The sequence below is a fragment of the Sphingomonas sp. TZW2008 genome (assembly GCF_002117915.1).
In the GTDB taxonomy this organism is placed as follows: Bacteria; Pseudomonadota; Alphaproteobacteria; order Sphingomonadales; family Sphingomonadaceae; genus Sphingomonas.
Map to the genome: position 1 here is coordinate 1 of NZ_BDJB01000007.1, position 14455 is coordinate 14455.

Below are 14455 nucleotides of genomic sequence, written 5' to 3' on the forward strand. Positions count from 1 at the left end.
CGGGGTCTCCTCGCGAAGCCTGAATCAGATCGCGACACTCACATCAATGGGTCCTGACCCTAGACAGTGACCTGCACTTACGCAAGCTCTGCGCAGCAAGGTGCACAAGACGGCGTTGCGGGAGCTTGCCGAGAGATCGAGCGGTTCCACCGGCTGGACCACCCTCATGCAACCGTGGCATTCGCGATCAACATCGGCTTGCAGCCAAACTGGCGCCGTCCCCAGTCTAAAGGCCGCGCTGGCAACAATATAGTTCGGGCAGATCGGGATCGTAAGGTTGTATAGCGCAGACTATAGCGCCCCCTCGCAACGATATAGGAAGAATAGAATGGTTGCGATCCGATTGTCGAATAACGCCGACGGTGATCGGATTGTCGAGATCTGGCGTGACGCCGTTGACGCCACACACGACTTCTTGACGCCGAATGATCGTGCCGCGCTCGACGAGCTAGTAAGCGGGTTTCTGCCGAACGCTCCGTCTTGGTTAGCCGTTGATGATGACGATCGTCCGATTGCCTTCATGCTGGTCGAGGATAACCACATGGAAGCTCTCTTTGTGGATCCAACCGTTCGCGGAACCGGCATCGGCGCCGCTCTTGTTCGACACGGGGTCGCTCTACATCCACGCATGACGACGGACGTGAACGAGCAGAACGGGCAGGCGATCGGCTTCTACGAACGGATGGGCTTTCGTCGCGTTGGTCGGTCAGATCTCGATGGTCAGGGCCGACCCTACCCCCTGATCCATTTAGCTTACAGCGCTTAGCGGCTGTCGCGCGAGCGAAGCGATCACAGTGAAATATAGCCTCGGCATTCAAACGTGGTCATAAAGCGGTGTACCGTTAGGAGCCGGAGAAAGCCGACGACATGTCAATGTCCGAGATCAGTGTTTAGTGATCGTGTTCCCGAAGGTCCTTTTGCTTAGCCTGCAACCTCAAGTGATCCTCGCGCCTGGCAAGCTCCTCGTAGCGGCATAGCGGAGATTCCTGCTTACCTCGGGAGCGCGGTGTAGCGGATGATCTAGTCCTTTCAACTTCGCTCATACTCATTCTTCCCCGTCTTTTTTGTCTTGGTACATGGCTGGCGAATGCCAGAAGCACCCCGAGACGCGCGATGTTCCCGATAATCCACCGAACCCGGGCATGTTGTTTTGGTAGCAACCGTGGCTCATTCAACGGGTATAAGTACCTCCGTCGCCGTACCAATCTGCTAGCCGCCCGCAGCGAACAGATGCCGGTCGTCTTCAAGGTTTGATCCAATGCGTTGATGTCAATCAGCCATATTCCGATGAGCCGGATGCGTTCCGCCGCGTTCTGTCATTGTGCAGGGGCAGGCACGCGACTGCGTGCTGATACCGCTTTTTTGACATCAGGGAGTTGGTTCATGGCTACCAAGACACTTGAAACGCTGTTCCACGACACGTTGAGAGACATCTACTACGCCGAACGGAAGATCCTTAAGTCATTGCCGAAGATGCAACGTGCAGCACAGTCGGATGAGCTGAAGGCTGCGTTTCAGAAGCACAAGGAGCAAACCGAAGGACAGATCGAGCGCCTACAGCAGGTATTCGAGATCATCGGCAAGCCGGCACGCGGCAAGACCTGCGATGCCATCGAAGGGATCCTCGCCGAGGGCGAGGAGATCATGGACGAGTACAAGGACTCGCCGGCGCTCGATGCGGGCCTGCTCGCTGCCGCCCAAGCGGTCGAGCATTACGAGATCACGCGCTACGGCACGCTGAAGCGCTGGGCCACCGTGCTTAAGCTTGATGACGCAGCCAAGTTGCTCGACGAAACGCTTCAGGAAGAAGCGCGAACCGACGAGGACCTTACCGCCATTGCCGATGCCACCGTAAACGCCGAGGCGCTGGAGGGGGCGGAGTAACATACGGCTAGCCTGCCTATTGAGGCCGGGAGGCTCTGCTTCCCGATTGTATTAGCTGCTGTGCCACTCCTGCGTGGGTGCGCACGGCGGCAATTTAAGTGGAGTATCGTGTGCGTAAAACCAGGCTGCTGACAACTGTGGCACTCATCATCCTCGCAGGATGCAGTGTGCAGGAGCAAGGCGCCAACGAGGCAGCGGTTAACACAAACCAGCCGCAACGTGCCGCTGTGTGGAGCAGGGAAATTACGGATCAACTCCGTGCCGCCATGGCGAACCGGGCGGCTCACGGACTCGACGGCATGTCGTTTGATCTGACCGCGGACGATCCGGCGGCATTGAGCCAGTCCGCACTGACCTTTGCCGCAGCGCTCGCGCGTGGCGCGACCGATCCGGCCAAACTCTACGACGTATATAACGTGCCGCGGCCTACTCCTGACTTGAGGACAGGCTTGAAGCGCGCACTAGCAGCAGGCGAAGTTGGAAAGTGGCTCGAGAGCCTCGCCCCCCAGGACGCGAATTACAAGCGCTTGTCCAAAGCGTATCTCGATCTACGTCGTCAGCCGGCGGGAGCGAACTCGGCCGTCCCGGAAACCGGTAAGTTGATCAAACCGGGCGCATCAGATCCGCGCCTACCGGCCATCGCGCGTCAATTGGTGATCCTTGATTATCTTGATCGTGCGGCAGCTTCGGACACCCGCTACTCGCCCGCGATAGTTGCGGCCGTGAAGGCGATGCAGGCGGATTACGGGATGGAGGCCGATGGCGTGATCGGTAGCGACGCACTCGCCATCCTCAACATGTCGGATGCCGATCGCGCCCGAGCCATCGCCATCAACATGGAACGACTTCGCTGGCTCGAACGTGATCCGCCAGCAACGCGGATCGACGTCAATGTAGCCGCTGCCCGCCTTAGCTACTGGCGTGATGGCCAATTGGTTGACAGCCGGCGCGTAGTTGTCGGCGAGCCGGACACCGCAACGCCGCAGCTCGGGTCGCCGATCTTCAGGCTGGTAGCGAACCCGACGTGGACCGTACCGCGGTCGATCCAGGAGAAGGAGATCGCGAGGAAGGGATCGAGATACCTCAGAGCCAACAACATGGTTTGGAAGGACGGCTGGATCGTGCAGCAGCCGGGCCCAATGAACTCGCTGGGATTCGTCAAGTTCGACATGCAGAACGATCATGCGATCTATCTGCACGACACGCCGGCGAAACCGCTGTTCGCGATGGTTCAACGGCAGCGCAGCCATGGCTGCGTGAGGGTTGAGGATGCGCTGGGGTTTGCTGAGTTGCTGGCGCGCGACGGCGGTGTGTTAGACCAATGGGTGCAGGCGCGCGCAACGGGCGAAGAGACCTTCGTTAAGCTTCCGCGACAAATTCCGGTTAGAATGCTTTATCAAACCGTGCTCTTCGACGAACGAGGCGAACCGATCGTCCGCAATGATCCATACGGATGGAACGATAGGGTGGCAGCGGCTCTTGGCTTCAAAGGCGCCTCATCAGCGCGCGTGAAATCGGGCGCGCAGGACACGGGTCCGTGATGCGCGGCGATTTAGAGCGCTATTCCGTGTTGGCGCTCAGCCCTCCGGCACCAAATCACAGCGGCTCCCACCTAGGTATAGTTTCGTTGCCTGGCACTCTCGCGCGTACCGCGGCTGAATAGGCCAACGACCAACTGATGCGTCATATAGTTCGCTGAGGGAAATAACTTCGCATCTCCGTAAAGCGGGCACAAAACCTGCTTCCAGCAGGCTTAGCGCTTTGAACTCAGAATTGACGTAGCCTCAACATTCGCTGACTAGCGCTCGAGACGAGGGCAGAGGAAGCGGCATGGCGGCTTCCATGAGAAACGTCAGGGGCAACAGACGATGAAGATAGCGGTTTTCGGGCTTGGCTATGTCGGCCTGTCGAATGCGGTGCTGCTAGCGCAGCACAACGAGGTCGCCGCGGTCGACATCACGCCCGAGCGCGTCGAGATGCTCAACGCGCGCCGCTCGCCGATCGTGGACCACGAGCTCGAGGCGTTCCTCGCGGAAAAGCCGCTCAATCTCACCGCGACACTCGATCCCGCTACCGCGCTCGCCGGCGCCAACTATGTCATCGTCGCGACGCCGACCAACTACGACGTCGACACCAACAAGTTCGACACCTCGTCGGTCGAGGCGGTGATCGCCACCGCGATCGCGCACAACCGGACTGCGACAATCGTCGTCAAGTCGACCATCCCCGTCGGCTTCGTCGACGACGTGCGCGCGCGGCTCGGCACCGATCAGGTGATCTTCAGCCCCGAGTTCCTGCGCGAAGGCCGCGCGCTGCACGACAATCTCCACCCCTCGCGCATCATCGTCGGCGAGCGGTCGGAGCGCGCGCGCGTTTTCGCCGACCTGCTGCTCGGCGGCGCGGTGAAGAAGGATGTCGAGATCCTGTTCACCGACGCGCGCGAGGCGGAGGCGATCAAACTGTTCGCCAACACCTACCTCGCGATGCGTGTCGCCTTCTTCAACGAACTCGACAGCTACGCGATCGCCGGCGGCATGGATTCGCGCCAGATCATCGACGGCGTCGGCCTCGATCCGCGGATCGGCACGCACTACAACAATCCCAGCTTCGGCTACGGCGGCTACTGCCTGCCCAAGGACACCAAGCAGCTGCTCGCCAATTATTCGGAGGTGCCGCAGAACCTGATCCGCGCGATCGTCGACGCCAACCGCACGCGCAAAGACTTCCTCGCCGATCGCATCATCGCGCTGCGCCCGCGCAAGGTCGGCGTGTTCCGTCTTGTGATGAAGGCCGGGTCGGACAATTTCCGCCAGTCGTCGATCCAGGGGATCATGAAGCGGATCAAGGCGAAGGGGATCGAAGTGGTGATCTTCGAGCCCGCGATGTCCGACGACGAGTTCTTCGGCTCGCGCGTGATGCGCGATATCGACGCGTTCAAGCGCGAGGCCGACGTCATCATCGCCAACCGCAACACCGACGAACTCGCCGACGTCGCCGACAAGGTCTTCACCCGCGACCTGTTCGGATCGGATTGAGCTGATCTAGCCCAACCTTCTATAACCTAAGCTTCCTCAATTCGGTGCGTGGTAGCCGCGAAACCACTCGACGAAGCGCGGAATGCCTATTTCGATCGGCGTTGTCGGCGCGAAGCCGTGGTCGCGGTGGATGGCGGTGATGTCGGCGTAGGTGGCGGGGACGTCGCCGGGCTGCATCGGTTCGAGTTGGCGGATCGCCTTCACCCCGATCGCGTCCTCGAGCACGTCGATCATGCGCAGGAGCTGCTCGGGCTTGTTGTTGCCGATGTTGTAGACGCGGTGCGGCGGAGTGGCGCCGTCGTCGGCGGGGGGCGCATCGGTGACGGCAAGGACGCCCGCGACGATATCGTCGATATAGGTGAAGTCGCGCCGCATGTCGCCGTTGTTGAAGACGCGGATCGGCTCGCCCTTGAGGATCGCGTCGGTGAACAGCCACAGCGCCATGTCGGGTCGCCCCCACGGGCCGTAGACGGTGAAGAAGCGCAAGCCCGTCAGCGGCAGGCGGTAGAGGTGGGCGTAGACGTTGCCCATCAGCTCGTCGGCCTTCTTGGTCGCGGCGTAGAGCGAGATCGGCGCGTCGACGCGGTCGTCTTCGGCGAACGGCTGCTTGACGTTGCCACCGTAGACCGAGCTCGACGAGGCGTAGCTCATCGACACGAGGCCATCGAGCCGGCGGGCATATTCGAGCATGTTGACCTGCCCGACGAGGTTCGACTGAACGTAGGCGTGCGGGTTGGTGATCGAGTAGCGCACACCCGCCTGCGCGGCGAGGTGGACGATGTGCGTGATCGCGTGCGGCGCGAGCGCGGCGGTCAGCGCCGCATTGTCGGCGATGTCGACGTGCGCGAAGGTGAAGTTCGGGTGCGCCAGCGTCGCGAGGCGATCGCGCTTCAGCTGCACGGGATAATAGTCGTTGAGATCGTCGATCCCGACGACGCGCTCGCCGCGATCGAGCAGCCGGCGCGCCACCGCCGCCCCGATGAACCCGGCCGCACCGGTGACGAGATATACCATAGTGTTATTAATCTCCGCTTGCACAGGAAAGTAACCTAGACTCCGGATATGGTTAGACTGTCAATTGGCGCTTGAGGCAGACCTATTCACCGAGGAACGTTTTTCGGAAAATTAGGATTGGCGCTGATGGAAAGGTGTTGGTGCGACAAGGTTCTGAAGTTCTTCTTTTCATCGCCGCCGTGCCTCGTTTAAGGATAGGTACTTGTGTCCCCGCAACATGGGGGCCACAATCTTCTGACTTTAGGCCACGATGTGCGGCTTATGTCACCGCCCACGTGAAGCCGTAAGTGACGCGCGAGAATTTCGACGCCGCGGAAGCGAAGGCTATCCATGAAGCGGTGACCCGACCGACGATGAGGTTCGTGGGGGTGAAGAGCTTCGATCAGCAGGCGGAGCTGTTGCTCCACAAAACCTGTGTCTACTGGTGCGACAGCGAACCGCACTGCTCAACGGCTTGCGGACCCCTCGGAATACGACATCGTCGCCGGTTAAGGACCCGGAGGTGTCGCATCACTGATGAAGCTGCTCCGTGAAGGACAGGACAAGCTGCCAACACATGCGCGATCGGCGCCGCACCCCATCGGTGCTCAGCTTACCTCCCTATCACGTGAGTTTGACCGCCTGGAGGCACAGATCTGTACCGGGCACAAAGCCGATGATACCAGCCGCCGGGTCGAAAGGATGCCCCGTAACGATCCGACGCCTGCGTCGGCAATCGCTGCAGCTGTCCCAATGCATCGATGTTCCGCTCGGGACGGCAGTCCGCTGCATGCTTGGGCTCACGCCGCGTCCCCACAGCTGGGGCGGCAAGGAGGGCGACGGAGATCTCCGCAAGCTGCTCGTTGTATTTGCGACCGCAGTGATGCGCATGGCGCGCAAGCTGCGGCGCGCCAGCCATGGATCGCGCAACTCCTCGAAGGCAGACCGGCGAAGATCTCGATCATCGCGCTTGCCAACGAGACAGCGCGCATCGCGTGGGCGGTGATGGCGCGCAAAGAGGTCCACGCGGCGGCTGCCGCCGCTTGACCGCTATCCTTGCCGGTCACTGAAGCGAGCGGCATGACGGCGTAAGGGCAGCTGAGTTAGATGACAGACCGGTCAGACCGGAGATCGAACGAACCCAAAGGAGCAGAGCGCTTCGAGCGCGATGACGTGATTAGGATTCCGATCCGCGGACTACATTAGGGCCAGCAGCCACGCGGCGGGGCGCTAACAGGCCGAACAGATGGATGCACCCGACCGTTGCTCATCGCCGCACGAAAGCTCTTGCACTCTACGGGTCGTCCACACACATGACCCTATGATCAGATCATTGTACAGCTATGCTGGTACAGGGCTGTCACCTTATGATGTCAGCACAAGCGACCCCGGAGATCACCTGCCGGTTGTCTACCCCCCGCCCAACAAGCTGGTCCTTGGGCAGATGCGGCTCGATCGCCGCCGAAGCTTCATCTGACCACCAGAGAAACGCAATGTCTCAATCTTCTAACCCACGCGCCAGCGAAGCAGGAAAACCATCCTTGCGCAACATACTAACTGGGTTTTAATCTTAGATCCGTTCACGTTCAAACATGTCGGAATTGAATTTTGTTAGGTCAAATCTACGACGCACCTCGGGATAAACCGGATACCCGCCGACCTGTGCTTGATCGTCAATGATTCTACCCGTGCCGGAGCGCGCTTCGGCGACAATACGCGCATCAACACGGTCACGTGCCCAAGGCCGCGCACCAGCATTCGTCAACACATGCTCGCGCACCTGTACGTTTGGCAATACGTTGAGGTTGGGTATCAGCAGTGGCGACTCGCACACTAGAGCCACTCCCGCGAGCGGTGGCGCAGCCAGTTGTGCTCCTCCAAGCAGCAGGTTCTGGTGGAGCAGCACTCTCCAAGTCCCACCGCTGGCACGCAATAGCGCCAAGCGTTTGATGGTCGCGGGTCCAGGCTGTAGGACATTGGCGATTACCGCGATCAATCCTTCCGGCACCAAGTGACCGCCGACATCTGCGGGTTGCGACGATAGCATCAATGCCTGAGTCCCGGGATTGTGAATCAGGTTGTTCACGACTGCTCCGCGTGTGCCACCTCCGAATAGAGGGTTGCGTTGCCGGTTGCTGGCATAAAGGTTTCTTGTAACTAGTACATCACTAACATTGTAATTGAATAGACTACCCTTCGAGTGCTCCCCGTGGCCATGAGTCGATTTAGACAACCCTTCGGCGACGATGTTGTTCGAAAATGTGATGTCGCGTGAAGTACCGCCACGCCACTGGCTCGGCGTGGCGCCAGTGAATCTAGGACCTGATGCAGAAAGGTTTTCGTCTGTTCCCCAGCTTAGAGAACAATGATCGACTATAACGCCCCTCGCTTTATAAACGTTTATAGCGTCACATTCCCAGCCGCTTCCTTCAACGAAACCAGCACTGCCAGGGCGAATCCGGATGTGGCGGATGACCACATCGTCGCCTTCAATCACCAGGCCGCCTCGAATTAAGGTAATTCCCGGATCGGGCGCGGTTTGCCCGGCGATGGTGCATAGCGGTTCGTGAATCGTCAGGACTTTGCCGCCGAGATCAATCACCCCGCCGACCTCAAAAACTATGATGCGCGGCCCCTTAGTCGACACGGCCGCGTGAAGCGAGCCAAGCCCTGTGGGAGCGAGTGTCGTCACGCGGATGATCTGCCCGCCGCGGCCACCGCTGACGCGCGCCGCCCAACCTTGCGCTCCTTCGAAGGCCAACGGTTTAAGCTCGGCCCGCAAGATCGCAGGCACGGCGGCAGCCGCCAACCCGATGAGGACCAACCGTCGATCAGGCGGGCGGCAGTCAGCCATCGATGCACACTCCTGCAGCAGAACCAGCGGTCTGGGGCTCAGCTGGCGCGGCCAACCTCCGGCGCCACGTCACGATAAAGCGCCAATGTACGCGATGCGATATCGGGCCATTGATAATCCTTCATCAGCCCGCTCCAATCGATCCGCGCTTCCTTGGCACTGTGATCGAGTGCGCGATTCAACGCATCGGCGAGCGACGCTATTTCCCCACACGGTACGTAGCTGCTTTCTGGCAGGCCGACATTGCGGTTCGCTTCAATCGCGCTCGCCACGATCGGATTGCCATAGGCCATAGCCTCAAGCAACGCGATCGGCAGTCCCTCATGACTGGAAGGCAGTGCGAACACGCCAGCATGACTAAAGAACTCGGCAAGCGACAAGCCAGTTTGGAATCCGGCCAGCACAACCCGCGGATCAGCAGCGGCGCGTGCGACGACAGTTCGGCTATAGTCGCTTTCATGATCCGCCGCGCCTACCAACACCAGCTTGATCTCCGGACGTTCAATCCGGTCGAGCGCATCGATAAGATCAAGCTGACGCTTTTCGGGAACGATGCGGCCGACGTTTAGGATATAACCTCCTGGACTGAGCCCGAAGCGTTTCAGCACGCCCACGCTAAACACCGGCTGCGCCATTTTCACGCCATTAGGTATCCAAACGAACGGCACACCAAAATGAAGCGTCAGCCGCTCGGCTAGCGAGCGCGAGACGATAATCCGCCGCGCCGAAAACTTTGCGCCGCACCACTCGCCGAACCGCAACATCCGCTTGCCGAGCACGCCCCACTTCTCGCGCTCGTAATCTTCGCCGTGATGAGTCACGACCACGTTCAGCCCAAGCAGCCGCGCTAGTGGTGCGACAAGCGCCGGCCCGATCGCATGGATGTGAAGGATGCGCGGACGGCGCCACCCCGCTCGAAGCGTCGCCAGAATGGAGTGGACGATCGCTTCCAACGAGGTAGTGCGCGGCGACCAGACCGGAACGATGCGCGTCGCCACGCCACGGACTTCATGTTCGTTCTGATATGGAGAGCGGGTGACGATCTCCACCGCAAGGCCCAGCGCGTCGAGCTCGCGCGCCAGATTGTCGACATGCGCCTCCACGCCGCCCTGCCCGGCACCGACGCTGCGCAGCCCGATCATCATCACGTCGAGGCGCCCGCTTGCTCGCGGCCCTACGCTGGCGGTGGCTTGCGTTGCTGGCACTGTCCCTCGATAAAAGCATGATATGGGTTGGGGAGCACGGCAACGCGGCACTCTCCCTGCGACCTGGCGGAGAAGTCAGTCTTTACGCAACTGCGCCCGGGTTGCCCTGGGCATCGCCACTCTTATCGGCCGATTGTGTGCTGCGCTACCGCCGTCGCATGGCGCCGAAGACTATCTGCGAGGTGCGTCAGCCCCTGGGGCGGCGACCGTCGGATATCCGCCACCTCCCGTGCCGGGCGCACGACAGGTGGACGTTGCGCACGCCTCGCTACGCGTGCAAAGGCATGGCACCGGGGCGGCAGCGGGGACGGGCGAGTGGCGGGCGATCGGATGGGCGAACGCCCGGGCGAAGAAGCAGCGCCAACCGCAACGGTGCAGACGCATGGGGAGACCGACAGCACGCTTGACGCCGCGGCACACGGCGTGATTCCTGGGCCGGAGCACAGCCTCACCGGGCGGCAAGCCAGCATCGACATAGTGCGTGCGCTCGGCGTACTGGCGGTCGTCTTCTATCACTACAGCTACCGTTTCCCGCCCGACTATCTTCACGGCGGCACGCATGTGGAGGCATTCGCCTACGGCCGGCTAGGGGTGAATCTGTTCTTCATCATCAGCGCCTTCTGCATTTCGGGCTCGCTCGACCGCTCGCGTTCGGCAGTGCAGTTCTTCGCGAAGCGGGTAGCGCGGCTCTACCCCGCCTATGTGTTCTGCGTGCTCGTCACCTTCGCCGCGGTGGCGGCGTTCGGCCTGCCTGGGCGCGAGGTGTCAACCGCGGTGCTGCTGGGGAACCTCGTTTGGGTCAACATGGTGCTACCGTTGCGGCATGTCGACGGCGCCTATTGGACACTGTTGGTCGAGCTGCGCTTCTACGCGGTGATCGGGCTGCTCTACTTCGCACTGCGCCGCGACTATGATCGCGTGACGCTGTTCTGGCGCGTGCTGACCTTAGTCGGCATCGCGTTGTATTTTGTGGCGAAGGCGAGCGCGGGCACACCAGCCGCGGGGGTACTGCGTCCGGTGGCAGCGAACCTGTTCCTGCATCCATTCGCGGGCTATTTTCTGCTGGGCATCACGCTGTTTCGGTGGGAGCGGGTAACCGCGCGCGGGCGGGCGACCGATGTCGCGCTGTTCGTCGCTGGCGTGCTGTGTTCCGATTACGGCGTCGGCGACAAGATCGTGTGCCTGTGCTTCTTTCCGCTGACGTACGGGCTTTTGCGCACGCAAGGGCTGCGCGTGCCGCGGGTGGTGCTGTCGGTGGGGCTGGTCAGCTATCCGCTGTACCTGCTACACCAAAACATCGGGTTGGTAGTGATGCGCACGACCTGGCCTGCGATCGACCCATTCGTGTTGCGTGCGTTGCTTGCTTTTGGAGTGGTGCTGCTTGGCGCGTTCGCGGTGAACTACCGTATCGAGCCGCCGCTGCGTCGCCCGTTCGAGCGAGCGCTGGTGCGCGCGGGCGACGCGGTCACACGTCGGCTGACGGGTGCGCCACCCCCGGTTCCGAAGCGGGAAGCGGACCGGGCGCGAGGCGAGGACGCCGCTTGACGCGCGCCGGCGGGGCGCTGAGCAGCGCGAGGCTGCGCTCATCGATTGTTCCGCGATCGAGCCGGACGAACCAGAGGCACAGCAGCAGCGTCATCGTTGGATAGAGATCGTTGTAGTTGATGAGATAGCTACCCGCGAAATTCAGGGTCAGATCTAACACGATCCACATCGCCGCCAGCCCCTGTAGCCGCTCCACCTGCCCCGGCGGCACTGCCACCGCGCGCAGCGCGAGATAGATCAGCGGGATCAGCGCCAGCGCAAGCCCGATCGCCCCCAGATCGAGCAGCGTCTCCAGGAACCCGTTGTGTGCATGGCCGAGCGAGATGTACTTCCGCCCGAGGATTTCGGCCTGCGCCTCATTTGCCCAGCCGGCGTAATAGCCTTGGCCGAACACGGGGTGCCGCGCAATAGAGTGCCAAGCCGCAGCCCAGATCTCGTCTCGCCCGGACATTCCCGCAGTGCGACCGAGCGAACCGAACACGGCTTCGATCGCCGCGTCGAGCATGCCCGAGGCATACACGAGCATCAGCGGTCCACCCAACAGCACCAGAACAAGGAACCGGTACGGCGGCGCTATGGGAACCCGCACGAGCCATACAGCAACTAAGGCAACGGGAAAGGCAATGACGATCTTCGCCGAGCCGGCCAGCAGCAGGAGCGCGACGCCAAGTGCCAGCATCGCGAACCAGAGCTTCCGGAAAGGTAGCACCGCGCGACCAAACAGCAGCAGCACGGCAAAACCCGCTGCAACCATGCGAGCGAATTCGTTCTTGTGACTGAATGTGCCGCGTAGCCGGCCGGCATGTTCGGCTACGCCGATCTGTCCCGCCTGATGAACCGCATAGGTAGGATCCACGAAAAAGAGGATCGCTGTCACGATGAGAATTCCGATCGTGATCCAGACCAGTGCACGGATTACCTCGCGCGGGGGGGTCGCGAACGCGAGCGTGACGATGATCATCAGCGACCCAGCATAGGCGATTGCGCGCCGCGTCGAGATCGCCGGATCAGCGGACCACAGGATCGATGCGCCGATCCACAGCGCCACCGCGATCGCGCACCACATGATCGGTGCGGGACGGCGGCGCCGGCGCATGCCCTCAAAGGCGGTGAATGCCAGGATCGGCAGCGCGAGCGCGTAGAGTAGGATGCCCAGATACTGGATGATCGGCGATTCACCACTGTCCACGAAACTATCGGCATTGCCGGAGAACGGGCGGGTCAGCGCGCCGCTGAAGAAGATCAGCGCCGCATAGAGATACAGCCGCATCGGCCAGCCGGTCTCGCCCGGCTCGCGACGATGACGTCCGCGGCGGCGTGGGAGGGGCGCGCCGAGGCCGGGACGCTCTGTGTCCGCTGTAGGGCCGGCGGATATGCTGGTGCCAATCTCGTTCACGCCGTCCGATGCCCATCTGTCGTCGACGCTCGGTGCGACGCCATCGCCGAGGCGAACAGCGCCTCGTACAGGCGAGCAACGTTTGCGACCGCGAACTGCTCCGCGCGCCCGCGAGCGATCGTTGGAGGAATTGGCGCGTCGAGCCCGCGCTGGAGCGCCGCGGCCAGCGCCAACGCGTCACCCACAGGGGTCAGATAGCCGTATTTGCCGCCCGCGAGGATCTCCCCCGCGCCCCCCGGGGCGTCGGTCGCCACTGTGGTACGCCCCAGCGCCAGCGCCTCCGCAAGCACGTTCGGGAAGCCTTCGAACCGCGATGCCAGCACGAACAGGTCGGCATGCGCCAAATAATCGTCGGGATGGGCACAGAAACCGATCAGGTGGACGCGGTCCGCGATCCGCAGCGCGCGCGCCTGCGCCTCCAGCTCGGGCCGGAGCGGCCCCTCGCCCAGCACCATCAGCACGGGTGTGCCCGCCAGCTTCGCGAAGGCGGAGAAAAGTGTCGGATAATCCTTCTGCGGCACCAGCCGCCCCATGGCGACGATCACCGGCCCGCCCACCGGCCAATCGTCGGGACGCGGGCGCTCCTTCGCCGGATCGGGCAGCGGCACCGGGTTCATTGTGGTTGCGACCTTCGCCGCCGGTATGCCGGCGAAGGCGACGATATCCTCCGACACGCGCGCCGCGACACAGCCGATCGCATCGGTACGGCGATAGGCATAGCGCAGCAGCGGCGGGAACAGTATGCGGCGGACCAGGTCGCGCCCCGCGATTTCCTCCGTAGTAAAGTTGCGCACCAGCGAGACCACCGCCGTCTCCGGCGACCAGCGCCGCGCCGCAGTGAGCCCGGCGACGTTCGGGCCGAGCAGCGCGGTGACGAGCAGCGGCGGGCGCCGTTCGTTCAGCAGCCGGCCGAGCCGCGGCCAAGCGCGCACCGTGAGCGGCGAGCCGAGGTCAACCACCTCAATCCCCAGCGCCACGCGGTCGATCACGGGCCCGCGCACCTTGTTGACGATGATCGTCACCTGGCGCCCCTCGGCATGCCAGTGATTGGCCAGCCGCACGACTGCATTCTCCGCACCACCGCCGTGAAAGGCGGGCATGTAGAGCAGAATCGGCACTTCGTCCGCCAGTCGCAAGGCGTTCGCGATCGAAGGCTCGCGAGCGCTCTGAAGATCGATATCGTTCAAGCCAGGGTCCTCGTCAGAGTCATCTTGACGCCGAGAGTGTCAAACCGCGCGAGCCGGAGCGGCGGATGCGCGATCTGATGCTCGAACGCCTGCGCGATCAGCACCAGCACGGCGGCGAGCCCGCGCAGGTCCTGAATTGAGTTGATCCTCACCGCCAGCGCTCATGCCTCCCAGGCCTGAGCGATCCGTGGCACACGCAGGCCCTTGCGGAAAGGGGCAAGCCCTGCCGAGAAGGGTGCGGTTCCCGTGTGGGCTGCAAAAAAGGGGGTTGCCGTGCCCGCGCACCGTCCTAGACCGCGCTATGGACGGCCGCGCGCGGGGGTTGCGGCCGGCCCTGGGGGACGATCCGCGCCGAC

At 62.3% G+C, this 14455-nt stretch carries 11 protein-coding genes and 1 pseudogene; 6 read left to right on the top strand and 6 right to left on the bottom strand.

Features of this window, described 5'->3' with window-relative positions:
• The first annotated feature begins 328 nt into the window (after positions 1-328).
• The 4 genes from B7L05_RS08700 to B7L05_RS08715 all read left to right on the top strand — a co-directional run bounded on the left by B7L05_RS08700 (position 329) and on the right by B7L05_RS08715 (position 4919).
• Complete coding sequence (locus tag B7L05_RS08700; RefSeq protein WP_085809889.1) at positions 329-766, top strand: acetyltransferase; 438 nt, start codon at positions 329-331, stop codon at positions 764-766.
• A 617-nt stretch (positions 767-1383) separates the two neighbouring features.
• Entirely contained in the window at positions 1384-1884 is a 501-nt protein-coding gene (locus B7L05_RS08705) for a ferritin-like domain-containing protein (protein ID WP_085809890.1), read from the top strand.
• A 128-nt stretch (positions 1885-2012) separates the two neighbouring features.
• Positions 2013-3425 (top strand): L,D-transpeptidase family protein, encoded by a 1413-nt coding sequence (locus tag B7L05_RS08710; protein WP_375601255.1) that lies wholly within the window; start codon positions 2013-2015, stop codon positions 3423-3425.
• Between the two features lie 327 nt (positions 3426-3752).
• Positions 3753-4919 carry a nucleotide sugar dehydrogenase gene (locus tag B7L05_RS08715; protein WP_085809892.1) on the top strand — a complete coding sequence of 389 codons (1167 nt, stop codon included), beginning with the start codon at positions 3753-3755 and terminating at the stop codon, positions 4917-4919.
• A gap of 36 nt (positions 4920-4955) precedes the next feature.
• Here B7L05_RS08715 and B7L05_RS08720 read toward each other — a convergent pair whose 3' ends face one another.
• Positions 4956-5933 (bottom strand): NAD-dependent epimerase/dehydratase family protein, encoded by a 978-nt coding sequence (locus tag B7L05_RS08720; RefSeq protein ID WP_085809893.1) that lies wholly within the window; start codon positions 5931-5933, stop codon positions 4956-4958.
• A 71-nt stretch (positions 5934-6004) separates the two neighbouring features.
• On the opposite strand from B7L05_RS08720, the pseudogene B7L05_RS17870 reads away from it, so the two are divergent.
• Positions 6005-6959, top strand: a pseudogene (locus B7L05_RS17870) (transposase).
• 523 nt (positions 6960-7482) lie between these two features.
• On the opposite strand, the gene B7L05_RS16915 reads toward B7L05_RS17870, so the two are convergent.
• Both B7L05_RS16915 and B7L05_RS08730 read right to left on the bottom strand, forming a co-directional pair.
• A complete protein-coding gene (locus B7L05_RS16915; protein WP_179187165.1) occupies positions 7483-8706 on the bottom strand; it encodes a polysaccharide lyase family 1 protein in 1224 nt (407 codons plus the stop codon).
• A 98-nt stretch (positions 8707-8804) separates the two neighbouring features.
• Entirely contained in the window at positions 8805-9911 is a 1107-nt protein-coding gene (locus tag B7L05_RS08730) for a glycosyltransferase family 4 protein (protein ID WP_256926681.1), read from the bottom strand.
• A gap of 390 nt (positions 9912-10301) precedes the next feature.
• Here B7L05_RS08730 and B7L05_RS08735 point away from each other — a divergent pair, with 390 nt between their 5' ends.
• On the top strand, positions 10302-11516 hold the full coding sequence (locus tag B7L05_RS08735) for an acyltransferase (RefSeq protein ID WP_085809894.1): 1215 nt from the start codon (positions 10302-10304) through the stop codon (positions 11514-11516).
• Here the strand turns inward: B7L05_RS08735 and B7L05_RS08740 are convergent.
• The 3 genes from B7L05_RS08740 to B7L05_RS17425 all read right to left on the bottom strand — a co-directional run bounded on the left by B7L05_RS08740 (position 11437) and on the right by B7L05_RS17425 (position 14251).
• Positions 11437-12564: an O-antigen ligase gene (locus tag B7L05_RS08740; protein WP_179187166.1), complete on the bottom strand. Its 1128-nt coding sequence runs from the start codon at positions 12562-12564 to the stop codon at positions 11437-11439. The genes B7L05_RS08735 and B7L05_RS08740 overlap by 80 nt on opposite strands.
• A 344-nt stretch (positions 12565-12908) precedes the next feature.
• Positions 12909-14099 carry a glycosyltransferase gene (locus tag B7L05_RS08745; protein ID WP_085809896.1) on the bottom strand — a complete coding sequence of 397 codons (1191 nt, stop codon included), beginning with the start codon at positions 14097-14099 and terminating at the stop codon, positions 12909-12911.
• Entirely contained in the window at positions 14096-14251 is a 156-nt protein-coding gene (locus B7L05_RS17425) for a hypothetical protein (protein ID WP_179187167.1), read from the bottom strand. Before B7L05_RS17425 ends, B7L05_RS08745 begins: the two co-directional genes overlap by 4 nt.
• Positions 14252-14455: the final 204 nt, after the last annotated feature.

Coding starts and splice junctions, on each gene's coding strand:
- B7L05_RS08730 (WP_256926681.1), bottom strand. CDS start 9,911: ATGATGATCGGGCTGCGCAGCGTCGGTGCCGGGCAGGGCGGCGTGGAG.
- B7L05_RS08735 (WP_085809894.1), top strand. CDS start 10,302: ATGGGCGAACGCCCGGGCGAAGAAGCAGCGCCAACCGCAACGGTGCAG.
- B7L05_RS08720 (WP_085809893.1), bottom strand. CDS start 5,933: ATGGTATATCTCGTCACCGGTGCGGCCGGGTTCATCGGGGCGGCGGTG.
- B7L05_RS08705 (WP_085809890.1), top strand. CDS start 1,384: ATGGCTACCAAGACACTTGAAACGCTGTTCCACGACACGTTGAGAGAC.
- B7L05_RS08715 (WP_085809892.1), top strand. CDS start 3,753: ATGAAGATAGCGGTTTTCGGGCTTGGCTATGTCGGCCTGTCGAATGCG.
- B7L05_RS08700 (WP_085809889.1), top strand. CDS start 329: ATGGTTGCGATCCGATTGTCGAATAACGCCGACGGTGATCGGATTGTC.